24 protein-coding genes are annotated in these 25,045 nt (G+C 67.0%); 5 read left to right on the top strand and 19 right to left on the bottom strand.

Going from position 1 to position 25,045, the window contains the following annotated elements; translation table 11 throughout:
* Positions 1-15: 15 nt before the first annotated feature.
* Positions 16-1,569, bottom strand: a complete 1,554-nt coding sequence (locus HCU76_RS04320; RefSeq protein ID WP_218508584.1) for a caspase family protein — start codon at positions 1,567-1,569, stop codon at positions 16-18.
* Between the two features lie 92 nt (positions 1,570-1,661).
* Here HCU76_RS04320 and HCU76_RS04325 point away from each other — a divergent pair, with 92 nt between their 5' ends.
* The gene (locus HCU76_RS04325; protein WP_213954935.1) at positions 1,662-1,988 is read left to right on the top strand and encodes a hypothetical protein; all 327 of its coding nucleotides are present in this window, start codon (positions 1,662-1,664) and stop codon (positions 1,986-1,988) included.
* A gap of 16 nt (positions 1,989-2,004) precedes the next feature.
* Here the strand turns inward: HCU76_RS04325 and HCU76_RS04330 are convergent, their stop codons facing one another.
* The 7 genes from HCU76_RS04330 to HCU76_RS04360 all read right to left on the bottom strand — a co-directional run bounded on the left by HCU76_RS04330 (position 2,005) and on the right by HCU76_RS04360 (position 8,558).
* Positions 2,005-3,360, bottom strand: coding sequence for a TRAFs-binding domain-containing protein (locus HCU76_RS04330; RefSeq protein ID WP_213954934.1), 1,356 nt, complete (start codon positions 3,358-3,360; stop codon positions 2,005-2,007).
* Positions 3,361-3,363: 3 nt separating this feature from the next.
* Positions 3,364-3,939: a hypothetical protein gene (locus tag HCU76_RS04335; protein WP_213954933.1), complete on the bottom strand. Its 576-nt coding sequence runs from the start codon at positions 3,937-3,939 to the stop codon at positions 3,364-3,366.
* A gap of 235 nt (positions 3,940-4,174) precedes the next feature.
* Positions 4,175-4,792 carry a DUF4231 domain-containing protein gene (locus HCU76_RS04340; protein ID WP_213954932.1) on the bottom strand — a complete coding sequence of 206 codons (618 nt, stop codon included), beginning with the start codon at positions 4,790-4,792 and terminating at the stop codon, positions 4,175-4,177.
* Positions 4,793-4,896: 104 nt separating this feature from the next.
* On the bottom strand, positions 4,897-6,093 hold the full coding sequence (locus HCU76_RS04345) for a phosphoglycerate dehydrogenase (RefSeq protein ID WP_213954931.1): 1,197 nt from the start codon (positions 6,091-6,093) through the stop codon (positions 4,897-4,899).
* Positions 6,086-7,168, bottom strand: a complete 1,083-nt coding sequence (serC, locus tag HCU76_RS04350; protein WP_213954930.1) for a 3-phosphoserine/phosphohydroxythreonine transaminase — start codon at positions 7,166-7,168, stop codon at positions 6,086-6,088. Before serC ends, HCU76_RS04345 begins: the two co-directional genes overlap by 8 nt.
* A gap of 150 nt (positions 7,169-7,318) precedes the next feature.
* Entirely contained in the window at positions 7,319-7,849 is a 531-nt protein-coding gene (locus HCU76_RS04355) for an Rrf2 family transcriptional regulator (RefSeq protein WP_213954929.1), read from the bottom strand.
* Between the two features lie 10 nt (positions 7,850-7,859).
* On the bottom strand, positions 7,860-8,558 hold the full coding sequence (locus HCU76_RS04360; protein ID WP_213954928.1) for a Bax inhibitor-1 family protein: 699 nt from the start codon (positions 8,556-8,558) through the stop codon (positions 7,860-7,862).
* Between the two features lie 139 nt (positions 8,559-8,697).
* Here HCU76_RS04360 and nhaR point away from each other — a divergent pair, with 139 nt between their 5' ends.
* Complete coding sequence (gene nhaR / locus HCU76_RS04365) at positions 8,698-9,594, top strand: transcriptional activator NhaR (protein ID WP_213954927.1); 897 nt, start codon at positions 8,698-8,700, stop codon at positions 9,592-9,594.
* An 82-nt stretch (positions 9,595-9,676) separates the two neighbouring features.
* Here nhaR and HCU76_RS04370 read toward each other — a convergent pair whose 3' ends face one another.
* Positions 9,677-10,624: an adenylate/guanylate cyclase domain-containing protein gene (locus HCU76_RS04370; protein WP_213954964.1), complete on the bottom strand. Its 948-nt coding sequence runs from the start codon at positions 10,622-10,624 to the stop codon at positions 9,677-9,679.
* A gap of 417 nt (positions 10,625-11,041) precedes the next feature.
* Here HCU76_RS04370 and HCU76_RS04375 point away from each other — a divergent pair, with 417 nt between their 5' ends.
* On the top strand, positions 11,042-11,278 hold the full coding sequence (locus HCU76_RS04375; protein ID WP_256353989.1) for a hypothetical protein: 237 nt from the start codon (positions 11,042-11,044) through the stop codon (positions 11,276-11,278).
* Between the two features lie 33 nt (positions 11,279-11,311).
* Here HCU76_RS04375 and HCU76_RS04380 read toward each other — a convergent pair whose 3' ends face one another.
* From HCU76_RS04380 to HCU76_RS04425, 10 genes are all read right to left on the bottom strand, one after another.
* Positions 11,312-12,250: an LD-carboxypeptidase gene (locus HCU76_RS04380; protein WP_213954925.1), complete on the bottom strand. Its 939-nt coding sequence runs from the start codon at positions 12,248-12,250 to the stop codon at positions 11,312-11,314.
* Positions 12,247-13,338, bottom strand: coding sequence for a tRNA adenosine(34) deaminase TadA (tadA, locus tag HCU76_RS04385; RefSeq protein WP_213954924.1), 1,092 nt, complete (start codon positions 13,336-13,338; stop codon positions 12,247-12,249). The genes HCU76_RS04380 and tadA overlap by 4 nt, the downstream gene beginning before the upstream one ends.
* A 29-nt stretch (positions 13,339-13,367) precedes the next feature.
* The gene (locus HCU76_RS04390; RefSeq protein ID WP_213954923.1) at positions 13,368-13,589 is read right to left on the bottom strand and encodes a hypothetical protein; all 222 of its coding nucleotides are present in this window, start codon (positions 13,587-13,589) and stop codon (positions 13,368-13,370) included.
* On the bottom strand, positions 13,582-14,217 hold the full coding sequence (locus tag HCU76_RS04395; protein ID WP_213954922.1) for an FMN-binding negative transcriptional regulator: 636 nt from the start codon (positions 14,215-14,217) through the stop codon (positions 13,582-13,584). The genes HCU76_RS04390 and HCU76_RS04395 overlap by 8 nt, the downstream gene beginning before the upstream one ends.
* A gap of 28 nt (positions 14,218-14,245) precedes the next feature.
* Positions 14,246-17,932, bottom strand: coding sequence for an ATP-binding protein (locus HCU76_RS04400; protein ID WP_213954921.1), 3,687 nt, complete (start codon positions 17,930-17,932; stop codon positions 14,246-14,248).
* A gap of 11 nt (positions 17,933-17,943) precedes the next feature.
* Positions 17,944-18,573 carry a response regulator transcription factor gene (locus tag HCU76_RS04405; protein WP_213954920.1) on the bottom strand — a complete coding sequence of 210 codons (630 nt, stop codon included), beginning with the start codon at positions 18,571-18,573 and terminating at the stop codon, positions 17,944-17,946.
* Positions 18,574-18,673: 100 nt separating this feature from the next.
* On the bottom strand, positions 18,674-19,360 hold the full coding sequence (locus HCU76_RS04410) for an ankyrin repeat domain-containing protein (RefSeq protein WP_256354038.1): 687 nt from the start codon (positions 19,358-19,360) through the stop codon (positions 18,674-18,676).
* Positions 19,361-19,365: 5 nt separating this feature from the next.
* A complete protein-coding gene (locus tag HCU76_RS04415) occupies positions 19,366-19,890 on the bottom strand; it encodes a heme-binding protein (RefSeq protein ID WP_213954919.1) in 525 nt (174 codons plus the stop codon).
* Positions 19,891-20,004: 114 nt separating this feature from the next.
* Entirely contained in the window at positions 20,005-20,631 is a 627-nt protein-coding gene (locus tag HCU76_RS04420; protein ID WP_213954918.1) for a response regulator transcription factor, read from the bottom strand.
* Positions 20,628-22,088, bottom strand: coding sequence for an ATP-binding protein (locus HCU76_RS04425; RefSeq protein ID WP_213954917.1), 1,461 nt, complete (start codon positions 22,086-22,088; stop codon positions 20,628-20,630). The genes HCU76_RS04420 and HCU76_RS04425 overlap by 4 nt, the downstream gene beginning before the upstream one ends.
* 158 nt (positions 22,089-22,246) lie before the next feature.
* Here HCU76_RS04425 and HCU76_RS04430 point away from each other — a divergent pair, with 158 nt between their 5' ends.
* Together HCU76_RS04430 and HCU76_RS04435 are read left to right on the top strand one after the other, a co-directional pair.
* Entirely contained in the window at positions 22,247-23,077 is an 831-nt protein-coding gene (locus HCU76_RS04430; RefSeq protein ID WP_213954916.1) for a phytanoyl-CoA dioxygenase family protein, read from the top strand.
* 51 nt (positions 23,078-23,128) lie between these two features.
* Positions 23,129-25,036 carry an acyl-CoA synthetase gene (locus HCU76_RS04435; protein ID WP_213954915.1) on the top strand — a complete coding sequence of 636 codons (1,908 nt, stop codon included), beginning with the start codon at positions 23,129-23,131 and terminating at the stop codon, positions 25,034-25,036.
* Positions 25,037-25,045 lie beyond the last annotated feature (9 nt).

The following is a 25,045-nucleotide window of genomic DNA, read 5'->3' on the forward strand; positions in this document are numbered from 1 at the left end:
CCCCTCGTCGACCGGCTACTTGATGCCGACGACCTCAGCCTGGGCTCGTGCGTCCGGCGAGGCGGTACTGACCCGCATGAGCTTCTCGCCTTCGCGAAAGAACAGCCAGCATCCGTCTTCCGCTTTCGTGGCATCGGTGGGCGCGCCTGTCAGCGTCGCATTGAACTTTGCGCACAGACTGCCGTCGCCCTTGAGTTCCCAACGGCCCACGACGCTGATGCTGCTCTGGTTCGTACCCATGCTGTAGAAGTACACGCGGCCCCCGCTGCGCAGATCCAGGTTGAAGAAGGTCCTTGCGCCGGTCTCCTGCAGCGTGAGCTTCCTGTCGGCGAGCAACTTCTGAACCTCGTCCTGATCGAGGAACTTGCGTGCTTGCGCGAGCGGCGCTGGGGCACTGGCCCGGGCAGGCTGCGCGCTGGGCTGGGCGGCAGCCACGGTGGTCGCTGGTGGCAGCGGCGCTGTCGCGGGAAGCGCTGCCGGGGGTGCGGCCGCTCCAGGAGGCGCTGCCGGGCGCACGGCCGGCGGCGGCGCGGCAGGTGCTGCTGCTTCGGTCGGCGCCGGCGGCGGCGCGCCTGTCGATGGGGCTTGCAATGCAGTTGGCGATGCGCCTTGCGATGCGGCTTGACTTGGCGACGCAGGGGCCGCTTCGCGCTGCGCACGCGCCAGGAAGCTGTCGATGTCCTTGTCTTTCGGCGCCCCCTCCCGGGGCGCAGCCGCCGGCGCCGCAACCGGCGCAGGCGACGCTTCCTGCCGCTGGCCGCCAGCCGGCCGCGCCGTCCCCTGCGCAGCCGCCGCCCGACCCGTCGAAGGATTGAAGCTGAAGTCCGATGTCAGCGAGGTGTTGACCCACGGCAATTGCCGCCCCGCGGTGTCGCGCAGCACCTTCACCCGCACGTTCTTGAACATCTGCTCGACCTCGATGCCCGGCACCATGATCTCCTGCGCCAGGCTGCGGGTGTAGATGCTGTTGCTGCCGTCCGGGCCGTCCTCCGCCGGTGCGCCGGGTGCGGACGCGAACGCGATCAGCGTTCCGCGCGCGCCCATTTCCGCGAGCCCGCCGGCCGATGAGATGTTGCGCGTCTTCTTCGGGAACGGGTTGTCCCGGCAGGCGTCCAGGATCACGATGCGCGGATGCGAGCCGACCTTGTCGATGCGGCTCAGGAACAGTTCGTCGATATCGACCGACTCGTCCTTCACCTCCTCCTGGTCGCGCAGGTTGATGTCCACAGGCAGCAGGTAGTTGCGGCCGTCGATCTGCATGCCGTGACCGGCGTAGTACAGCACCGCGGTGGCATCGTCCTTCTGCACCTGGCGTGCAAACTCGCGCAGCACCCGCCTGAACTGCAGCACCCCGATGTTGAGCTGCTCGTTGACCTCGAAGCCCAGCTTGCGCAGATTGCCGGCGATGAGCCGGGCGTCGTTCTCGGGGTTGCCGAGCCGGGCCCTCGAATATTCGGAATTGCCGATCACCAGGGCGATGCGCCTGTCGGCCGGCCGGTCTTGCGCCAGCGCGGGGACGATCTGCAGCGCGAGCAGGAGCCAGCAGGCAACCAGGCGTAGGACGGACATGCGGTCGAATATCCACCCTCACCGCTGCGATTGCAACCGTCCGGGCTTCCGGGGACATAGCGCATCGCTGCGCGCGGCGGCCTGATGCATTGATGAACGCCGCATCGGCCGGATGGGACATGGCCTGCCGCAACCTCGGCGAGTGCGTCTTCGGCGCGCCGATCGATCGGGAGTTCGGGCCGATGGTCGGCGCTGCCGACAATGGCCAGTCCAACTCGACCGTACCGAAGCTGTTCCGCTACATGCGCTACAACCCGGAGCTTTCGACGCAAGGGTTGGCCAGCCTGGGCCTGCCGCAGATCGAGCCCACGAACGTGCAGCGGCTCGATTCGGTCGATCACATGGACGAGCTCCAGGAGGTCGGACGCGTCTACGCGAAGGCGAGCGTTTCCGCCGGCCATTTCGGCGGCTTCCACTGAAAACCGGCGCCGGTCGTCAAAGCGCGTCGAGCCTGTCGATCACGTCCGACAACCGCGCCTTGGCCGAGTCATCCGTCACGTGCGTCAGGCTGAGCCTCAACGAGTCGATGGTGGTGTCGAGCTGCCACTCGGCCGGGTCGCCGCTCTCGACTTCATCGGCCAACGCCTCGGCCTTGTCCGGGTCGCCCGAATCGAATGCCGCACCGAGCAGGGTGGCGGGCAACCAGATGTCCGTCGAGCCGCGCTTTCGAGCCCGCTCGCAGGCCGCGATGGTGAGCTGTACGACGGACAGCGCCAGCTTCTCATCGGCCGGGCGTTGGCGGACGCGGTACAGGCGCGGCAGATTGCTGGAGCAGTAGTACTCGTTCAGGTCCAGCTGCATTCCCTTCTCGTAGTAGTCGATGGACCGATTCAGGTACTTCTTCGCGTCCTCCGGCGTCGTCGCCTCCTTGAACAATCGCTTGTAGCGCCCGCCCAGCAGACCCAACAGCTCGGGCGTCGGCTTGGAAGTGACGTCCATTGCCTCGACCGCAGCGATGGCGTCGACATGCTGCCCGGCGTAGGACAGGGCCAGCGCGCGCTGCTCGGTGACTTCGGGGATCGCCCGCAGGGGAGCACTCAGGCCATCGATGAACTTCACCACCAGGTTCCAGTCTGCGGTCGTGTTGGCGCAGTCGCGCAGCATCAGCATCAGGGCGATGGCCACGGCGCCAATCATCGGCCCGGCCGCATAGGTATCCGCCAGCGCTTGCGCCCGCATCATGCGGTCCTTCTTCGGGTATGCCCGCACCGCACGCACTTCGGCCTGGAAGGCCGACAGCAGTGCCATCTGGTCCTTCATGCCCGCGGCAGTCGCTTCGTCGACTTGGGTCGGGTAACCCGGAATCGAGACATGCATGGGGGACTCGCCCGCAGCGAGACCCTCGATCGCATCCTTGATCCTGGCCTGGATCGCCGCGGCTGTTTCAGGAAGGATCGCTCCTTCCGGCAGCGGGTAGCGAATCGTGCGCATCTGGGCCACGTCGAACAACTGGCTCGACCAGTCCGCGGCCAGCAGCACGCAGCCCCTGCGTCGCGCGGCGTGGCGAATGCCGATCTCGTAGTAGACGTTGCCATTGGGGATCGTCATGTCCGCGAGCACCAGGTCCGCGAAGTAGAGACGCTCCAGCATCTGCGTGATGATCAGCGCGCCCGTGTCCTGGTCGGCCCGGACCGGCTGGTAGCCCAGGGCCTCGATGACCGGCACATAGGCCTTGTCCCACAGCGCATTGAAGTCGATCTCCACCGGCCCCTTGCCCGGTTCTGCCTGCGTCGCCTTGACGCCGTAGGGCATCACCATGAAGCACAAGGGCTTGACGATCACGCTGCTCATGTTTCAGCTCCACAGTTGCGTGGTGTCGAGCCGGTGCGTGTGGCCATGCCGGTTGCGGACCTCCTCCATGAGGTGCTGCGTACCGCCGGGGCCATCCCCGCCCTTCCCGTCCCACAGACAGATGAACTGGACCTTCTCGGTGCCGAAGCGGCTTGCGGCCTCGAGCATCCACAGGTTGTTCTGCTCGTACGGATCCTCGCCATCCTTCAGCGCGCCGCGCTCCGCCGGCAGGATGTGAAGCTCGCAGGCCGCCTTGGCCGCCTTGAAGCGCGAAAGCCAGTCGCCGCCTGCGAATGTGACCGACTTGGGGAGGAAGGTCGATACGTCGAATGGCAGGTACATCTCCAGCGCCACGCCGCGCGCGAGTGCCGCCTCGGCGAACAGGAGGTCGCCGCCGCAGGCGCCGCCGCAGATGGCCAGGCCTTGCGGGCCTGCGGCCAGTTGGTCGAACAGGGCCTCGATGGCTTCGCGGGCGATGGGTTCCTTGTCGGCGGGGAAGCGCGGCGTCTTGCGATCGGGCGCGTCGATCATGTGGCCGCTGAAGAGCAGGACTTGGTTGGGGATGACAGGGGCGTTCATGGGGTCAGTTCTTGATGGGTAGTAACTGCGGCAGGCCGAACTGGCGCCGCTCGTCGGCGATCAATTGCCGCCCCATCCATAGCGGCCAATTCCGGTGACACGTTCCCTCCAGATCAAGCATCACTTCGCGGAAAAGCCAGTGTAGGACGCGCACCCCTGTTTGGGGAGTCGACCGCTTTGCCACGCTCCGTCATCGGAGGCAAGCGGCTCCGCGCCCGGCAAGACGCCTCGGCCTCTATCGGGTGGCTGGTGCCGGAGTCGTTGTCTGTGCGGCTGGCGGCGTCGGCGCGGGTGTCGGCGCCAAAGTCAACGTGGGGCCGGACCCTGGAGTTGGCATTGGCGCTGGTGCGGTCACCACCGGCGCGGGAACCGGGTTCCGCGGCGCGGCCTGTTTCACCGTCCCCACCCACGCGTCATGCTCCGACGCCATCAACGTTTCGATGCGTTCCGCGAGCAAGGTCAGCGTCGCGCCCGAGGGGCCGCCCGCGTAGGGTTCGGCGCCCGCCAGCATCAGCCATTTTTCCCGCTTGAGACGCTCGGACGTCTCTCGGTATTGCAGCCACAGCGCATGCCACTGGAACAGCTGGATCAGCGCCTCCAGGGCCGCGATGGACGCGCCGAACAGCGCACTCAGGCGCCGGAAGTCCGGATCCGGCCATCCCGCAAGGGCAAGCACGGGAATGGCCGCGCCCAACAGGATCTGCAGCACCTTCGCGCACTGGTAGCGCCTGCGATAGTTGCCGCAGTTTCGGCTGTAGTAGCGGAGCTGGTCTTCCAGCCGCAACCAGGTCGGATGGCGGGCGACTTCGGGTGGCGCCTGGAAGGCGCCTGCGCTGTCGGTTTGAGAGGCCATGGCAACTCCAATCACATGCACGCGCATACGCCGCGCCGGGGCCGCAGAGCATAGTCCCTCGCGAGCCGCGCAGCCATGGCAAGGCGCGCCGGTTGCGCGCTCCCTCAGCCTGGCAGGTGCGGCAAGTTCGGCAGGTACCGCGCCGACAGCACGCCCTCGATTGCCCCGATGTCCGCAAGCACCGCGTCGCTCACGGCGCTGTCGACGTCGACCAGCGTGTAGGCCATGTCACCGCGCGACTTGTTGACCATGTTGTGGATGTTGAGCCCGGCGCGCGCCATCGCGGTCGAGATCTGGCCGAGCATGTTGGGCACGTTGGCATTCGCGATCGCCACGCGAAAGGCCGACTCGCGCACCATGCTCACGCCCGGAAAGTTCACGGCGTTGGCGATATTGCCGTTCTCGAGGTAGTCGCGCAGCTGGTCCGCCACCATCACGGCGCAGTTCTCTTCCGCCTCGCGCGTGCTGGCACCCAGGTGGGGCAGGCAAACGATGCGGTCGTTGCGCAGCAGCGCAGCGCTCGGAAAGTCGCACACGTAGCGCCCCAGGTGGCCGGCCGCCAGCGAAGCCAGCACCGCCTCGTCGCTGACCACGCCCTCGCGCGAGAAATTCAGCAGCACCGCGCCGGGCTGCATGAGGCGGATGTTCTGTTCGCTCACCATGTGGCGCGTGGCATCGACCAGTGGCACATGCAGGGTCACGAACTGCGCCACGCGCAAGACCTCGCTCACGCTGCCGGCCTTGCGCACTTGCGAGGGCAGGCTCCAGGCCGCGTCGACGGTGATGTCCGGGTCGTAGCCGAGCACGTTCATGCCGAGCTTGATGGCCGCGTCCGCCACCAGGCAGCCGATCTTGCCCAGGCCCACGATGCCCAGCGTGCGCCCCGCGAGTTCGTAGCCGGCAAAGCTGCTCTTGCCGCCCTCCACCGTCTTCTCCAGATCCGGGCGCTCCGGCGCCAGGCCGCCGACGAAATGGAGGGCGCCGGAGAGATTGCGCGCCGCCATCAGCATGCCGGCCAGCACCAGTTCCTTCACCGCATTGGCATTGGCGCCCGGCGCGTTGAACACCGGCACGCCGCGCGCGCTCATCGCGGCCACCGGGATGTTGTTGGTGCCGGCGCCGGCACGCCCGATGGCGCGCACGCTGGCCGGAACGTCCATCTTGTGCATGTCGGCGGAGCGAACCAGCACTGCATCCGGTGCGGCGATGTCCTTGCCGGTCGCATAGCGGTCAGCGGGCAGGCGCCGGAGTCCGTTTTCCGAGATCTCGTTCAGCACCAGGACCTGGAGGCGCTCAGCCATGGCTGGCCTCGAACTCCTTCATGTAGTCGACCAGCGCGAGCACGCCTTCGATCGGCATCGCGTTGTAGATCGACGCACGCATGCCGCCGACCGAGCGGTGCCCCTTGAGCTGCACCATGCCGCGGGCCTGCGCGCCCTTGAGGAAGGCATCGTCGAGCGACTCGTCGCGCAGCTTGAAAGGCACGTTCATCAGCGACCGGTCGTCGCGCGCCACCGGGTTGTAGAAGAAGGAGGTGGTTTCGAGGTGGTCGTACAGCACGGCCGCCTTCCTGCGGTTGCTGGCCTCGATCGCCGTCAGCCCGCCCTGCGCCTTGATCCAGTTGAACACCAGGCCGGCCATGTAGATGGTGTAGGTCGGCGGCGTGTTGAACATCGAGTCGTTGTCGGCCTGGATCTTGTAGTCGAAGGCCGAGGGTGTGATCGGCAGCGCCTGGCCGATCAGGTCATCGCGCACGATCACGATGGTCACGCCGGCCGGGCCGACGTTCTTCTGCGTTCCCGCATAGATCAGCCCGTAGCGGCTCACGTCGATCGGGCGGGAAATGAAGTTGCTCGACATGTCGGCCACCAGCGGCACGTCGCCCGTATCTGGCGTCCAGTGGTATTCGACGCCGCCGATCGTTTCGTTGGAGCAGATGTGGACGTAGGCAGCGTCCTTGTCGAGCTTCCACGTGTCCTGCTTCGGAACGCGGGTATAGCCGCCCTCCTCCGAGCTGGCGGCCACGTTGACCTTGCAGTACTTCTTCGCTTCCTTGATCGACTTCTTCGACCATTCGCCGGTGTCGATGTAATCGGCGCCGCTGCGTCCGCGCAGCATGTTCATGGGAACGATGGCGTTCTCGCCGATCGCCCCGCCCTGCAGGAACAGCACCTTGTAGCTGCCCGGGACGCCCATCAGTTCACGCAGCAGGCTCTCTGCTTCCGCATGGATCGAGATGAATTCCTTGCCGCGATGACTCATCTCCATCACCGACATGCCGCTGCCGCGCCAATCGAGCATCTCGTCGGCGGCCTGGCGCAGCACGGGTTCGGGCAGCGTCGCAGGGCCGGCGCTGAAGTTGAAGACACGGGTCATCGATGGATCTCCAGGAATTTGGCTTGAAAAGGGCTCGCCATTCGACAGGAGGTCCACGCAAATTGCAACAGAGGCAGCGGGCAGGGATTACCCCGCCGCGCGCCGGTTTCTTGTCCTGAGCCGGGGAGCCCTTGCCCCGGCCCCGGGAGATCAGCCCCGCCCGCCCAGCGCGAACACTGAATTGACGGGCATCGGCCGATCAGGGTCTGGCCGCCCGGGCCGTCGCGCCAACCTGGGGCGCGCTGCGGCCCGGGTCCTCACTTCCGCGTCCCATCCTGCCCGCGCCGCGTCACTCACGATCGACAGGAGCGAGACGTTCTCCAGGAACTCCAGCATGCACCGGTTCAGCGAGGCCCACAGTTCGGGCGTGGTGCAACTCTGCCCGGACCGCGCTGCCGCGCTGCGCGCCGATGCATCGCTGTCCATCGACTCGACCGCGCGGACGATGTCGGCCACGCTGATGGTCGCCGCATCCCGGCCCAGCATGTAGCCGCCGCCCGGCCCGCGCGTCGCCGAGACGAGGCCGTGCCGCCGGAGGTTGCCGAAAAGGTGCTCCAGGTAGGACACCGACACCTTCTGGCGCTCGCTCATCGTGGCCAGCGGCACCGGGCCCCGGCCGCGGCGCGCCGCCAGGTCCCCCATCGCGCTGACGGCCACACGGCCCTTGGTGGTCAAACGCATCGCCGTCTCCTTATTCGTCGCGGCCGCCGCCCAGGCCCAGCAGGGCGAGCAACGACTGGAACACGTTGTAGATGCTCAGGTAGACGCCGAGCGTCGCCGTGATGTAGTTGGTCTCATGGCCGTCCTGCACGCGCTTCAGGTCGTACAGGATGAAGGCCGAGAAGATGCCGATGGCCAGCACCGCCAGCGTGATCATCAGCGCGCTGGATTGGATGAAGAAGTTGGCGATGCCCGCCACCAGCAGCATCACTGCGCCGATGAACAGCCACTTGCCCATCGAGGACAGGTCGCGCTTGATCACGGACGACAGCGTGGCCATGCCCAGGAAGATCGCGCCGGTGCCGGCAAAGGCCATCATCACCAGGCTCGCGCCGTTGGCCATGCCGAGCACGTTGCCGACGAGCCGCGACAGCATCAGGCCCATGAAGAAGGTGAAGGCCAGCAGCACCGGGACGCCGGCCGCGGATTCCTTGGTCTTCTCGATGGCGAACATGAAGCCGAAGGCGCCAGCCATGAACACGATCAGGCTGATGCCCGGCGACATCGCGCTGGCAACGCCCGTGGCCACGCCGATCCACGCGCCGAGCACGGTGGGCACCATCGACAGCGCCAGCAGCCAGTAGGTGTTGCGGAGCACGGCGTTGCGTTGGCCTACCTCGGCGGCCCGTGCTGCGGGCGCGCGGCCGAAGGTCTGGAGGTTTTCGTTCATGGCTTTCCTTTCGTGTTCGACAAAGGCAGGAATGCGAATTTGTCGTGTTCCCGAATCTAGGCGGTGCGAGCATTCTGGAAAAGTCGCATTTTCGACACCGATTGTTCTGTTTAAACTGAGAGAACCCCGGGAAGGCCCCATGAACTTCAAGCACCTCTACTACTTCTGGGCCGCGGCCAAGGCCGGAGGCATCGCACGGGCGGGCGAGCAACTGCACATCACGCCGCAAACCTTGTCCACGCAGATCAAGCTGCTGGAGGATCGCCTGGGCTGCCATCTCTTCCAGAAGCATGGCCGCGGCCTTGAACTGACGCCGGACGGGCGCACCGCCCTGAGCTATGCCGACCAGATATTCGCGCTCGGCGATGAACTCGAGATGGCGCTGGGCAGCCGCGGCGAAGGCAAGCGGACGCTGATCTTCCGGGTCGGTATTGCCGATGCGGTGCCCAAGGCCATTGCCTATCGATTGCTGGAACCCGCGCTGGCCATTGCCGAGACGGTGCGACTGATCTGCCACGAAGGCAACTTCCGCGACCTGCTCGCCCAACTGTCGGTGCAGCGGCTCGACCTGGTGATCGCCGACGAGCCCATGGGCAAGCAGACCAGCGTCAAGGCCTTCAACCACACGCTGGGCAGCACGGCCATGAGCTTCTTCGCGGCGCCGGCATTGAAGCGATCCCTCGCCGGCGAGTTTCCGGCTTGCCTCGACGGCGCGCCGATGCTGATCCAGGGCGCCTCGTCGGCCGTGCGGCAACGGCTCGACCTGTGGCTCGCGGAGCACAGCCTGCGGCCCCGGCTGATCGGCGAGTTCGATGACGCCGCCTTGCTGAAGGCCTTTGGCGGCGAAGGACGCGGCGTCTTCATGTCACCCACCGTGCTGGAGGAAGAAACCTGCGCCCAGTACGGCGTCGAGGTACTGGGCCAGGCGCAGGGGCTGCTCGAGGAGTTCTTCGCCATCTCGGTGGAGCGGCGGATCACCCACCCGTGCGTGGTGGCGATCACGCAGGCGGCGCGACTGCAGTTCCTGAAAACCTAGTCGCCTCCAACAGCCAAGGCGCAAGCGCCTGCGACGCAGCCTTCACTCGCGAACGACTGCTACAGGCCACTGGCGCTGATTGTCAGCGCGCGTCCTTGCGTGCAAGGAGCACGTTGCCGCCGGTGGTGTTGAACGCGATCGTCGGCGCACTGAAGTCGCTTAGCGGCGCGCCCAGGCCGATCTCGCCGCTGCCATGCAGCACGCATTCGTCGCGGCGCAGGGCGATCTCGCCGCTGGCGCCGGAGCGGCCATGGAAGCGCACCCACGTGCCGTAGGTGCTGACATCGACCAGCACGCAACTGCCCTGCCGCGCCTCGATTCGGGCATGCAGCCGGGACACGCGCGGATCGTTGACGACGAACTCTGCCTCGTCGACGCGGCCCAGGTGAATCGGCAGGTCCGATGCGCGGAACATCGAGCGCACATCGAGCCAGGAGAGCTCGATCTGGCCAAACGAGGAATCCGGCGCGCGGAGCTGGTGCGCGAGCGGGGCGGGCACCGTCATGAATTCGGTGATTTCTTCCTGCCAGTCAATGCGGTGCACGATCGGCATTTCCGTCTTGCCGCGGATATTGATCGGGCCCAGGTTGCGGTGCCTCAGGCCCGTATCGGGGATTTGCTCAATCACCGATGCGGTGGCCCAAATCTGCCCGGGGCCCGCCAGATCGCTGAGCCTGGACGCCAGATTGACGGCGTCGCCATACGAATCGCCGTCGACCTCCACCACCTCGCCACTGGCCACGCCGATCTGCAAATCCATCCGCAGCGGCGCTGGCCAGGCCATCAGCCGCTTCTGGTGATTTCGCTGCAGTTCGAGAACCGCCTCGACGGCGTCGGCCGCGTTGGGGAATATTGCGAAGATGCCATCGCCCAGCGTCTTCACGACGCGGCCATGATGGGATTCGCACACGCCGCCGATCCATTGCACCAGGCGCGTCACCGTGTCCGTCGCCCGCGCGTTGCCCATGGCCTCGAACACACGTGTGCTTCCGGTCAGATCCGCAAATACGACAGTGGGTGGTGCAGCCATTGGATTGAGTTCTGGGGCGCGAATGCCGCCGATTATGGCAAAACCATGAATCTGCCATTGGTTTTGCAGTGTTGCATGCGACATCGGCAAATCAAGCGCGAATTGCGCGCGAATTGGAACACTTGCGAAACGGGAAAATCGTGCGTTGCCGCTGAAGGTTACAAAATGTAGAACTTAGGTATTGCTTCCTCAGGAAGCGCCTTAGCATTTTTGTGAACTATGTTGTTTTTAAACATTAATTAATGTTTCCCCACCTTGTGCGCCGGCTTGGCGGATCGTAAGGTACCGCTATCAACGGCTCCAGCTCATTGCCCTTGCGTCATGGTATTACCTAGCAGTTTCCTCCGGCTTTTTTCGCTTCCAGGCTTCCGCCTGCGCGATTCGGAGCACCGCCATACCAGCCGGGTGCGCCATGCGATGTTGTCATTGCTGCAGGTGCACGGCGGCCACGGTGTACAGCGCGTGGCGCAGCGCGTGCGCTTCGCGGGCGACCTCGAAGCGCTCTGGTACTTGCGCCAGGACATGATGTGCGCGATCAGCGAAATCGACGGCGAGGCCGCGGCACGCCGCCAGCTTCGCCCCATCAACAGCATGTTCAAGGGCCGGCTGCCGGAGACGATGGGTCCGCGGCGGCACCAGCGCTTCAACATGTGAAGCCGCGGGCGCCGACGGCGCCGCGAAGTCGTGTCAATCGTGATCATGGGCGTGACGGTGCCCCCAGACCATGAAGACATCGCGTCCATCGGCCGCCAGTTCGACCTTGGCGCCCACCGGCAACAGCACCTTGGTCGGCACATGGCCGAATGGCAGGCCGGTCAGCACGGGCGCCTTGATCTGCGAGCGCAAGCGCTCGACGACCGTTTGCAGGCTGAAGCCACGATCGTTCGGCACCTTGCGGTAGCCGGTGAACTGGCCCATCAAGATCGCCTTTTGGCGCCCCAGCACGCCTGCATGACGCAACTGGTCCAGCATGCGTTCGATGCGATAGGGATGCTCGCCCACGTCTTCGAGGAACAGCACGCCCTTGTCGATGGCCGGGAAATACGGCGTGCCGAGCAGGCTGGTGAGCACGCAGAGGTTGCCGCCCCATAGCTGCGCGCCGTGGACCGTGCGCATGCCGCTCGCGGCTTCGGCGTCGCGCAGCGGCAGGCGCCAGCCGGTGCCTTCGCCCTGTCCCGACAGCATGTCGTCGAAGCAGGCTTCCATGATGTCGTCGGCGCCGCCTTCCGCGCCGAAGTCTTCTCCCACCGCCGGGCCCTGCCAGGTCACTGCGCCGGTCTTCGCCAGCAGCGCATGCTGGAAGGCGGTGAAATCGCTGACGCCGACGAACTCGGTGCCGTGAGAAATGGCCTTGGCGATCGCCTTGTACGGCAGCGCATCGAGGATGCGCGTGAGGCCGTAGCCGCCGCGCGAGATCAAGGCCACGTCGGCGCCACTGGCTGCCGCACGGGCAATGGCCGCAAGGCGGGTGGCGTCGTCGCCGGCGAAGCGCTGGTGCACCGAGAGCGCGGCTTCGTCGATCTCGACCTCGTGGCCCAGCGCCTTGAGGCGTGCGACGCCGCGCCTGAAGGCTGCCTTGTCGCGCACCGCGCTGGAAGGCGAAAAGATGTAGATGTGTTTTGTCACGGCGCGAAGTATCCCATTGCGGCCTGCGCGGCCCGATCCGCTTCGGCCTGCGCCAGGTCGCGCACCGCGCCGCGCTTGACCGGCCATGCGCGCAGGCCGGCCTGGTAGCCCGCATCCACGAAGGGTGCGCTCCATGCCGCCGCAGTGGCCGCGTCATGTTGCGTTTCCACGGGCAGGAAACCTGCGAAGCGGTCCGCCGGCAGCAATGAGCCGACCCGCGCGGCCAGCGCCGCATCGTCCGCAGCGTGGACCAGCAACACGCGCGGCAGGTCCAGCCCTTCGATCCACTCGCGGATCACTGCCGCATGCCATTCGAGCGCATGCACCGACGCGCGCTTGGGCTTGTCGCTGCGACCAAAGCCGATCAGGTCGGGCGCCAGCACGCGGGGTCCGGCGAGTGCGGCCAGCCGGGCGACGAGGCGGCGATAGAGGTAGGCCCACTGACCCGCGCCATGCAGGGCGACCACGGCAAGCGGCGCGTCGCGTGGCCCTTCGTCGATGTAGTGCAGGCGCCAGCCGGCCAGGGTCGGCAGGTCGCTGCTGTAGCGCGCGGCCCACGGCCAGTCCGGCAGGTCGGCGAATCGCGCATCGGGCGTGCGCAGGGCGTCGTCGCGCAGGGGTTGCGCCTGCTCGCGCGCCAGCACGCGACGCGCACGAAAGAACTGCTGCAGTTCAGCTGCGCATGAGTCTGCGCACACGCCGCCCTGCACCACAGTCCGATGATTGAGCAGGGGTTGCGCAAACAGGTCGACCACCGAGCCCGAGGCACCGGTCTTGGGGTCGGGTGCGCCAAACACCACCCGTGCCAGGCGCGCGTGCAGCATGGCGCCCGCGCACATCGCGCAAGGCTCCAGCGTCACGTAGAGGGTGCAGTCCTCGAGCCGGTAGTTGCCGAGCGCCTGGGCCGCGGCGCGCAGTGCGTTGATCTCGGCGTGGCCGCTGGGGTCGTGTTGCGCGATGGATGTGTTGCGTCCGCTGGCGAGCAATGCGCCATCCTTCACCACCACGGCGCCCACCGGCACTTCGCCGGCCGCGGCGGCAGCGCGCGCCTCGTCCAGCGCGCGCTGCATCCAGTCGTCGTCAGTCATCGGACGGCTGTCGAATCCGGCATCCGCTTCTATTTCGCCTCATCCGGCAACGGGCGCGGCTGCTGCATGGCGGCCTCGACCTGCTGGCGCACCTGCTGCTGGATCTGCTGGCTTTGTTCGCGCACGTTCGGCGCGGGCGCGCCGGCTACCGGAGGCGCGGCCGCCGGCATCAGCGCGTTCATCTGCTTCTTCACCAACAGGCCGACGATCACCAGCGCCAGCACAAGGCCCACCAGTCCCAGGCTACGCATGCTGGACTCCCTCGGTCATGCCGAGTCGCTGCATCCACGCGGCCAATGCCTGTTCGTCGGGCGTGCCCTGGCTGTAGGTGGCGTACATGGCGGCATGGGCCTCGCGGCGATGCTGGTTGAGCTTGAGCTTGCATTGCCACGCGACCACCTTCAATTCGAACCCGACGATGCCGGCGAGCATCTTGAGCTGGAATTCCTCGCCGAGGCTGTTCCATTGCGCCGCGTAGGCAGGTTCGTGTTCGGCGATCAGGCGCTTGAGCAAGGCGTCCTTCTCCTGCGGCGACTCGATGAGGCTGGCTTCGACGGTGCAATGCACGGCCAGGTAGTTCCACGTCGGCACGCGGGCCAGGTCGGGATACACGCTCGGCGACAGGTAGGCGTGCGGCCCCTGGAACGTGACGACGGCGCGCGGACGGGCCCGCAGATGGCGCCACAGCGGATTGGGCTTGGCGCAGTGGCCGAGCAGGGAGAACTGCGTGTCGTCGCGCACGTCCACCACCAATGGCAGATGCGTCACTTCAGGCAAGCCCTCGTCGTCGGTGGCGATGAGGCTGGCGAAGGGATGCGCGCGCATCAATTCGATGGCAACGTCGCGGTTCTTCTCGTTGAATTGCGGAGGCAAATACATGGCGTTCAGTGAAAAGTGCAGCTGAGGGCTAGTGTGCCAGCGGCACGGTCGCCTGCAACTGTGCCGTGAGCGCGTCGTTGAATTCCCCGAGACTGTGCTGGAGCACCGCGAACCGTTCCCGCGCCGAATCGGTATCGCCATCCTTGGCGGCGGCTTCAAGCGCCTCGCAATCCCGCATCACGGCCTCTGCCTTGACCAGCCGCGCAGCGCCCTTGATCTTGTGCGCGCCCGAGGCCGCCTTGCCCAGGTCGCCGGACTGGATGCAATCCGCAAGCTCCTCCGCGTCCGACAGGTTCGAGCGCAACAGCGCCTCCATGAAGCTGGCCTCGATGGCGGGGTCGCCGCCTGAGAAAGCCTTCAGCGTCGAAAGATCGAACGGCAGGTCGGGCGTCGTCGACTTTGCGGGTTCGTGCATCGACGCGAACGCCGCAGCGGCGCCGCCGTGGAGGTGCCGGCGCAGGGCGTCGCGCAAGGCGTCGACGCTGAGTGGCTTCATCAGGCATTCGTCCATGCCGACGTCGAGCGCATGCTGGCGCTCCTTCTCCTGCACATGCGCCGTGCAGCCCAGCACCGGTCGTCGCGGCATGCCCTTCTCTCGCTCGATGGCGCGGATGGCCTCGGTCAGCGCATACCCGTCCATCACCGGCATCGAACAGTCGGTGATGACCACGTCGAAGGCCTCATGGCGCCACATGTCGAGCGCAATCTCGCCGTCCTCCGCGGTGTCGCATCGCATGCCAAGGAATTCCAATTGCCGCTTCAACAACATCCGGTTGGCGGGATGATCGTCGACCACCAGCACCTTGTAGCCGTGAAGACTGGCCGGCGGCAACTCTGCCGCCCTCCTGGCCTCCTCCTCATCCGGCAAGCCCGCTGGCGGCGCCAGCACCGGCAGCTTCAACTCGACGAGCACGCTGGTGCCCTTGCCGCTCTGGCTCTGCACGGAGATCTCCGCGCCCATCTTCGTGCACAGGCGCTGCACGATGGGCAGGCCCAGCCCGGTGCCGCCGATGGCGCGCGGGCCCGCAGCCTCGGCCTGGAAGAATGGCTTGAAGAGGTTGCTGAGGTCGGTCGCGCTGATGCCGATGCCGGTGTCCTGCACCTCCAGTTCAAGGTGCTCCATATCCCCGGCCCGGGACACATGTCGCAAGCGGACCGTGACCCCGCCTTCATCGGTGTACTTGATCGCGTTGCTGACCAGGTTGTTGACGATCTGCCGAAAGCGCACGCCGTCCACCGCATGCCACTGCGCCACCCGTTCGTCGATCTCCACCGTGATGTTCAGGCCGCGCTGGCGAGCCATGCTGGCGAAGACGTTCGCCACCTCGCGGACCAGTGGCCGGAGTTGCGCCGGACGCGGAATCACTTCCAGGCCGCCCGCCTCGATCTTCGAGATGTCGAGGATGTCATCGATCAGCCCCAGCAGGCCCTGCGCCGACTTGCGGGCCAGGTCCGCCGAAGCCAGGTCTTCGCGGGAAAGGCGGCCCTCGCGCACCATCAGTTCGAGCATGCCGAGGACCGCGTTCATCGGCGTGCGGATCTCATGGCTCATGGTGGCCAGGAAGTTCGACTTGGCCCGGTTCGCGGACTCGGCTTTCTCCCGCGCCGCTTCGACCAGCGCCATCATGTGGTGGCGTTCCGTCATGTCGATCGCACCACTCACGAAGGCCACGCGCGGCCCTCCATCCACCAGCGAAATGGGCGCGGCCCAATGGTTGATGCGCTTGGTGTCGCCGTGCAGGACGACGTCGAGGTCTTCGTTGATGCTGATGCCCTCCGCCAGGAGCTGCATGTACTGCGCATGCACGGACCTGACTTGCTCCAGGGGCGCCTTCGTCACGTTGGATTCAGGCAAGGTCTTGCCGAGAACCATCTGCCGATCGACGTTGAAAAATGTCTCGAACGCGGTGTTGCAGAAGATCAGCCGGGCGTGCATGTCGCGCACGCAGATCGCTTGGGGTATGCCCTCCAGCATGGCGCGCTGGAAGGTGAGCTGGTCGCGCAGTTCCGCTTCGGCCGCGCGGCGCCTCCGCACCTGGTTCTTCAGAGCCCGGTTCCAGAATGCGAACAGGGCCAGGCACAACACCAGCGCCGCGCCGATCGGGTACAGCCAGCGCGCATAGCGGCTCCAGCCGGTGGAGGGATGGCTCGAGAAGGTCCAGTTGGTGCGGACGCGGCGCATCTCCTCCGGCGAGATGCTCTGCAGGGTCTTGTCGATGATGGACAGCAGCATCGGGTTGTCCGCACGCACGCCAAAGCTCACGTCGACCGGCGCATCGCCGATGGCACCCGCGACCTTGAGCTTGTTGCCGTAGCGTTGCCGGATGAGGTAGCTCGCGGTGTTCACATTGCCCACCGTCACGTCCGCCTTGCCGCTGGCCACCTGCTCGTAGCTCTCGAGGATGGAATCGACCGGAACGAGTTCGACGCTTGGCACGCGTTCCTTGAGGCCCTCCGCAACGCCGTTGGGCGGCAGGTACGCGATGCGCTTGCCGGCCAGCTTGTCGATGCGAAGGATGTCCGGATCGTCGACGCGCGAGACCAGCACCCAATAGCCCCGGAAGTACGGCGCGGAGGCCACCACGTCGGTCTCCGATTGCTGGCCGCTGATCATCACCGGCAGCAGGTCGGCCCGGCCGATCCGGCCTGCCCGCGTCAGCACCGGCTCGAACTTCAAACCGGTCTCGCTGGTGATCTTGTTCAGTACCTGCACCGTCAGGCCGGCGTATCGGTCCGACTGGTCGACGAACATGAAGGGCATGCGATCGGGCACCGCCGCATAGCGCATCACCGGATTCGCGACGATCCATTTGCGCTCCTCCTCGGAGAGGTTGACGCGCTCCGCAGGCTCGGTCGGCTCGAAGGTGGGCGACCACCGCGCCTTGATGTCGTTGCGCACCCGCAGCGGCAGCGCCGTCAGCACCTGGTCGACCAGGTGGTGCAGCACGGTGTCATCGGAACGCAGCGCGAAGTGGACCGAATAGGCCGGCTCCTCGCCGAAGTTGGCCAGCCGCAACTTGGTCAACTGGTACTGGTCGATGAGGTAGCCGGCCGTGGCGCCGTTTTCCACCAGGACGTCGATCTTGTCGTCGGCGGCGGCGGTCAGCCCGAGGAAGACGCTCGTATAGGGAACCAGCTTCGCGGCCGGATACGCTGCCTTGAGCGCCTCCTCCGGCATATGGCCGGGGATGTAGCCCACGTTGATCGGGCCGCTGCGGTCGATCACCCCGTTCAGCGCGGTGACTTCCACGTGACGGCTCAGGAAATAGGGCGCGGACAGCGCAACGGAGCCGTCCGCGCGCAAGCGCGGCACCGTCGGGAGTATGTCGACATCGCGCCGTGCCAGCGCCGCCGTGGCATCCTCGATCGAACCGAAGGTCTTGACCTGGACCTCGATGCCCAGCGCCGTGGCGACGGCGTCCAGGTAGTCCGCCGAGATGCCCTTGTAGTCGTTGTCCAGGCCGATCAGGTCGAACGGCACCAGGTCGTTCGGCAACACGCCGACGACAAGGGTCGGATGCGCCCTGAGCCATTGCCTCCCGCTGTCGCCGATCGCGAGCGGAAGCTTGGGCAGGTGCGTATAGCCCACCAGTTGCGGCGGTGCCCCGGACGGTGTCTCCTGGCTCCACGCGGCTGCCGCGGACAGCATGGAAAGCGCCACCAGGCCCAGCGCCTTCCACACTTGCCAACGCCGAACGAGCCCGAGCGTGGCCACGCTGCCGATCCTCAGGTGATGAGCCCGTTGGCGCGCGCGAAGTCCACCAGTTCGACCAGCGTCGAGATGTTCAGCTTCTCGAACAGGCGCGTCTTGTAGCTGCTCACCGTCTTGTTGCTGATGAGCAGCATGTCGCCGATCTCCTTGTTGCTCAGGCCCCGCGCGAGGTGCTGCAGGACGCTGAGCTCCCGGTCCGACAAGCTCTTGACCAGGTCAGCCGGCGAAGTGCCCACCGGACCCGTCAGCGATGTCAACGCACCGCTCGGGAAGACGCTGTAGCCCGACAGCACCGACTGCGATGCCTGCACGATCGAGGCCATGTCTTCCGATTTGCTCATGAAGCCATTGGCGCCGGCGTGCAGGGCGCGGGTGGCAAAGATCGATTCCTGCTGGCCCGACAGCACCAGCACCTTGAGCGTCGGATTCGACGTCTTGAGCCGCTCGATCAGTTCCAGCCCATTCATGCGGGGCAGGTCGAGATCCAGGATGGCCAGGGAGGGCTGGAGGTCGCGGATGATCGTCAGCGCGGCAGGGCCGGAATCGGCATCGCCGACAACCTTGAAAAGGCCGCTGCCTTCCAGGACGGAGCGAACAGCGAGCCGGATGGCAGGGTGGTCGTCGACGATGACTACGGAGTGCATGGCGGCTCGATCCTCTCGGAACAGGCGTGACCCCCCATCGGCAAATTCTAGGGGGTTACAGCCCTGGAAGGGAACCGCCGTGGGGCTTGACAGCGTCGCTTCAACGTGCGCCCGCCGCCTTCAGGATGGCGCTCATGGCCCCATGGCCACGCATGGTCGCGAGTTGCAACGGGGCGTTGCCTTCCCGATCGGTCAACTGCAGGTTGGCGCCAGCCTTGACCAGCAGCGCCAGCGTGCGCTGGTGCCGCGGACCTCCGTCGCCCAGCACGATCGATTCGATCACCGCCGTCCAGTGCAGGTTGTTCACATGGTCGAGCGGCGCGCCCGCCACGATCAGTTGGCGCACGACTTCGTCATGGCCCAGGTGCGCCGCCGCGATCAACGCAGTGCCGTCGTAGCGGCTGGTGACCTGGCGCGCGCTCGCGCCGAGCCACAGCAGCGTTGCGAGCGTGGCCGGGTCGTTGGCCACCGATGCGATCGTGACCGCGTCGTAGCGGTCGTTCTCCATGGCGTCGAGGTCCGCACCGGCTTGCACGAGGGCCCGGATCACGTCGCTGTGGCGCGCATAGGTCGCGACGTGCAACGGCGTGCGGCCCTGGGCGTCGCGCGCCCTGGTGTCGGCGCCTGCCTGGAGCTGGCGCTTCAGCGAGGCGAGATCGCCTTGCCAGGCGGCCTCGTGAAGGCCCTCGTAGGCTTGCACGTCGGTGGAGGACGGCGGCACCTGCGCCACGGCCGGAGCGACGCACAGGAACAGCATGCCCAGCAGCGCGAACAGGCGGCGGCGCATGCGCATCAGCCCAGCAGGCCCTTGACCTTTTCGAGCGCTGCGTTGGCGCATTGCTCGTCGAGGTGGCCACCCGGTGCGCCGCCCACGCCCACCGCGCCGATGACGTCATTGCCCGCCTTCACCGGCACCCCGCCGCCCAGCAGCAGCATGCCCGGCAGATAGACCAGGTTGGCGGCGCCAGGGTTCTTCTGCGAGCCTTCCATCATGGCCTGCGTCGGCGCCTTGGCGGAGGCCGAGGTCCAGGCCTTGCGCTCGCTCGAAGCCAGCGTATGCGGGCCGGCATTGTCGGCACGCTGCACGGCGCGCACGGTGCCGGCGCGGTCGACCACGGTGGCGGCCACGTTGTAGCCATTGGCTGCGCAGGCTGCGACGGCGGCGGAGGCGATCTGGGTGGCCAGTTCGAGCGACATGTTCTTCTCGGTGCGGACCAGCGGTTGCGCGGCGGGTTGCGCCTGCGGGGCTTGTTGGGCCTGTGCGCCGACGGCTGCGAATGCCAGCGCGAGCGCGCCGAGACGAAGGGTGGAATGCATGAGGAATCTCCAGTGTGGAATGACCGGGCCGGCAAGGGCGCCAGCCGCTTCGCTACTGTAGGAAACGCCATGCCCGGCCGCCATTCGTAGGGCTACGCGCGGCGCTCCGTAGTTCTACGGAGCGGCGCTTTCCGCCAGCACGGCATAGCGGCGGATCAGTTGCGCCAGCGAATCGCAATCGAGCTTGGCGAACAGGTTGGCCCGATGCGTCTCGACCGTACGCGGCGACAGCGCCAGCGCCCGCGCGATCTCCTTGTTGGTGAGCCCGGTGACGATCATGCCGAGCACCTCGCGCTCCCTCTCCGACAGCTGGGCAAAGCGGTCGCGCGCGAACTGGTCGACCTGCGCCCGCTCGCGCGAGTTGACGTGCTGGCGCACCGCATGTTGCAGCGCTTCGAGCAGTTGCTCGTCGTCGACCGGCTTTTCCAGGAACTCCGCCGCGCCCGACTTGAAGGCGCGCCGGCACATCTCCACCGTGCCGTGGCCGGTCAGCATGATGATCGGCTGGTCCACCTGCTGCGCCACCAGCCGCTCCAGCACCGTGAGCCCGCTGATGCCTGGCATGCGCACGTCGAGCACGATCGCGCCGATGCCGCTGCGATCGAACTGGTCGATGAAGGCTTGCGGATCGGACCAGGTCTGCACGCGCAGCCCCACCGTGCCGATCAGCAGCGCCAGGCTGTCACGCACGGCCTGGTCGTCGTCGATCAGGTGGATCAGGGGCGACAGCGGCGGGTTCATGCGGAGGCCCCCGCCAGCGGCAGGCTCAGGACAAAGCGCGCACCGCTCGTTGCCGATGCGTCGACGGCGAGTGAGCCGCCCATGTCGCCGGCCAGCGATTCACTGAGGCTCAGGCCGAGGCCCAGGCCGCCTTCGCGTGTGCTGTAGAAGGGTTCGAACAGGCGCGGCAGCGCTTCGGCGGCAATGCCGGGGCCACTGTCGCTCACCACGAGTTGGCCCATCGGGCCCTGGTCGAGGACTTCGATCGTGATGCGTCGACGGCCCGCGGGTATCGTGTCCAGCGCCTGCAGCGCGTTGATGAGCAGGTTGTGCACGATCTGCTCCAGCGCCACCGGATCGGCCAGCACACGCACGGCGGCGCCCGGCTCGAAGTTCACGCCCACGCCGCGGCGCGTGCATTCCGGCTCCAGCAGGTACAGGGCGCTGCGGGCCGCGTCCTGCAGGGCCACCTGCTCGCGCTTTCCGTGACCGTCGGGTCGCTCGATGGCGCGCCGCAAGCGCGCCACCACGTCGGCGGCGCGCCGGGCCTGCTCGGACGCCTTGCCCATCGCGTCGCGCGCCGTGCCGATGTCCGGCGGATCGTCGGCCAGCAATCGCCTGGCTGCCTGCGTGTTCGCCAGCAGCGCCGTCAGGGGCTGGTTGAGTTCATGCGCCATGCCGGCCGCGAGTTCGCCCAACGCGTTCAGGCGGGCCACCTGCCCAAGGCGCAACAGTTCCTCCGCGCGGCGCCGCGCCTCGCGCTGGCGCAGCAGCATGCGCGCCCCGCCAAGCACCACGCCAACCGCCAGCGCCCAGGCCGCCATCAGGATCCAGGGCAACTCGCGCCAAGCCACGTCGCGCCGGGCCACCACGTCGAAGGCCTGGCTTTCCGAGGCCAGCACCTTGCGGAAGTCGAAGCGCCAGCCATCGGCGCCCACGCGGCCCGGCTGCACGACGAACTGCTGCGCGCCCTGCTCGATGGTGACGCGGCTCGGACTGGTCTTCGGATCCATCGGCCAGTCGCGCCACGGCACGGTCGCGGCCAGGTCGATGTCGAGGGCATAGCTGACCGGCTCCGCGCCGATCACCAGCCGATAGCGGCCCCGCGCAAACTCGACCTGCGCCAGCGCGGGACGGTGCTGGTTGCGCGATTGCGCCTCGGCCTCGGCCAGCGCGGCATCGGGCCAGGCGCCGGAGCGCTCGCGGCGCTGCACCGACAGGATCGATGGATAGACCGAGGGCAGCCGCTGCTCCGGCGAGTCGGCGGCGCCCGCCTTGCCGAGCAGCGCCAGCGTGGCCAGCACCGCGTCGTACTGAACCACCTGCTGGCTCAGCAGGCGATGGGCGATGCGGGCATCCGTTTCGAAGGCTTCCTGCAATTGCCGCAGTTCGTTGCGCGCCAGCCATGCCGCACCCGCCGCGCTGAGCACAAGCCACGCGAGCCACCAGCCAGCGAGTGCGCGCAAGCGTTGATTCATACGCGCGGATTGTGCCCTCGGCGTGCGGACCAGGCGCCGGGTCATGGATAACCAGAATCGCGCCGCCGGGCAAGCACGATAGTCTCTGCAAGCCGGATTTCCCGGCCGCGAACCAGGCAATCTTGAGCGCGCCAAACGGCGCATGGGAGCATTCACCAATGGACGTTCAACGTCACCTCGACGAACTGAACCAGCAGGGCTACACCGTCATCCCCGATTTCCTGAAGGCCGACGACATCGCACGCGTGCGTGCCGGACTCGCGCCCTTTCTCAGCACCCATGCCGGGCGAAACAACTTCGAGGGCTTCAAGACAGAACGCGTCTACACGCTTGCCGGCCGGGGCCGCGTCTTCGAGGACATCGCCGAGGACGCACGCGTGCTGGCGCTGCTCGACAAGCTGCTGGCGCCCGGCTACCTGCTCACCGCCAGCCAGGCGATCTGCATCCATCCCGGCGAAACGCCGCAGCCGATCCACTTCGACGATTCCTTCTATCCGATCCCACGGCCGCGGCCGTCGATCAGCATCAGCACCATCGTCGCGGTGGATGCCTTCACCGCGGAGAACGGCGGCACCGAGGTGATTCCCGGCAGCCATCGATGGAGCGACGCGACGATCGCCGGCGCGTATGACGGGCGTGACGCGGATGCCGACATGCCGCCGCAACTCGAACGACTGCTGGTGCCCATGGAGATGCCCGCAGGCGCCTGTGTCGTCTTCCACGGCACCCTGCTCCACCGCGGCGGCGCCAACCGCAGCAAGGCCGAGCGGCTGGCCTTCTCCAACCAGTATTGCGAACCCTGGGCGCGCACGCAGGAGAACTTCTTCCTCGGCATTCCGCCCGCGCTGGTGAGCCGGATGTCGCCGCGCCTGCAGACCTTGCTCGGCTACGAAATCATGGCGCCGTTCATGGGACACGTGACCGCCTCCCATCCCACCAAGGTCCTGCGCCCCGGCTACGTCAACGCCGTCGAGGCATCACGCGCATGACAGCCCCCGGTTCCGCAACGACCCATCCATCCACTGAATAAGGGAGACACCATGGCGCACATCCATACGCTGGACAAATTCATCGGCGACACCTGGCCGACGCTCGCGAACGATGCGGAGGTCCGCGCGTTCGAGAGCGTGCCGTACGAGGAACGCATCGCCGCGGCCAGCACCTACGAGGCGCTGCAACTCGGCGCGGCCTGCAACCCCGATGCCCCGGCATTGCTGTTCCTGCCCAACGCCGACCCCGACGAGACCCCGCTGCGCGTGACCCACCGCGAGTTCCTCGCCCGCGTGACGCAGGCCGCCAATCTCTTCACGGAAGCCGGCGTCGGCCCGAACGACGTGGTGAGCTTCCTGCTGCCGCTGGTGCCGCAGGCCTTCTTCACGCTGTTCGGCGCGGAAGCCGCAGGCATCGCGAATCCGGTGAACCCGCTGCTGGAGCCGGGCCAGCTCGCGGACATTCTTCGCGCGGCCGACACCAAGGTGCTGGTTGCGCTCGGCCCGGTTCCCGGGACGGACATCTGGGCCAAGGTCGAGCGCATCCGCGAGTTGATGCCGGAGCTGAAAACGGTGTTCGTGGTGGGCGGCGCCGACGATGCCGCGCGCGGCATCCACAACTTCGATGCCGCACTCGCGCGCCAGCCCGCCGACAAGCTGACCAGCAACCGGAGCATTGCCGCCAGCGACATCGCGGCCTACTTCCACACCGGCGGTACCACCGGCCTGCCGAAGCTGGTGCGACACACCCATGCCAACCAGGTATCCCAGGCCTGGGCCATGGGGCTGGTCCTCAAGCTCCAGCCAGGCTGCACCTTCCTGTTCGGCCTGCCGCTGTTCCACGTGGGTGGCGCGCTGACGCAGGGGCTGGCAACGCTGGCCGCGGGCGGCGCGCTGGTCGTGCTGTCGCCTTCCGGTTGGCGCAATCCGGCGTCGATTCGCAATGTATGGCGCCTCATCGAGCGCTATCGGCCCGAGGTTCTCGGCGGCGTGCCGACCGTCATGGCGGCTGCCCTCAACGTGCCGGTGGATGGCGCCGACGTGTCCAGCATGCGGCGCGTCGCGGGCGGCGGCTCGGCGATTCCGGTGCCGGTCGGCAAGGCGTATGCGGAGCGCTTCAACATCCCGGTGATGGAGGTCTACGGCATGACCGAGACGTCCAGCGTGCACCTCATTTCGCACGAGACGCGGCCGATCCGCATCGGCGCGGTGGGCCACCCGGTCCCCTACGCACGCGTGCGCGTCGTGCAGCTCGATGATCAGGATCGTTTTGTGCGGAACTGCGAAGTCAACGAGATCGGCGTGATCACGATGAGCGGGCCGGGCGTGTTCTCGGGCTACCTCAACGACAAGCACAACAAGGGCGCATTCGTGGAGCCTGGCTGGGTCAACTCGGGCGATCTCGGCCGGCTCGACGAGGACGGCTACCTCTGGGTCACCGGACGCGCGAAGGACCTGATCATCCGGGGCGGCCACAACATCGATCCGATGGCGCTGGAGGAAGTGTTCTTCCAGCATCCCGCCGTCGCGCTGGCGGCGGTCGTGGGGCAGCCCGACGCGTATGCCGGCGAACTTCCGGTCGCCTATGTGCAGCTCAAGGCTGGCGCCACGGCCGATGCGGCCGAACTGCGCGCCTTCGTCGCCGAGCGCACGCCCGAGCGCGCCGCGGTGCCGGTGAACCTCTACCTGGTCGACAGCATTCCGTTGACGGCCGTAGGCAAGGTGTTCAAGCCCGCGCTGCGCTGGGATGCCGCAGGTCGCACGGTCACGAAGATGCTGGAGGATGTCGTTCCCGCGGGCAAGCAGATGTCCGTGACCGCCGGGCCCTGCCCTGTGAATGGCAACCTGATCACTGTGCGCTTCGAAGGCGTGGGCGATGGCGAACGCGACCCGCTTGCACAGGCGGTTGGCGAGCGCATCGGGCCGCTGGTGTGGAAGCACCAGGTGGTCTGGAGCTGAGACTACTAC

The organism is Variovorax sp. dw_308, from assembly GCF_019207085.1.
In the GTDB taxonomy this organism is placed as follows: domain Bacteria; phylum Pseudomonadota; class Gammaproteobacteria; order Burkholderiales; family Burkholderiaceae_C; genus Variovorax.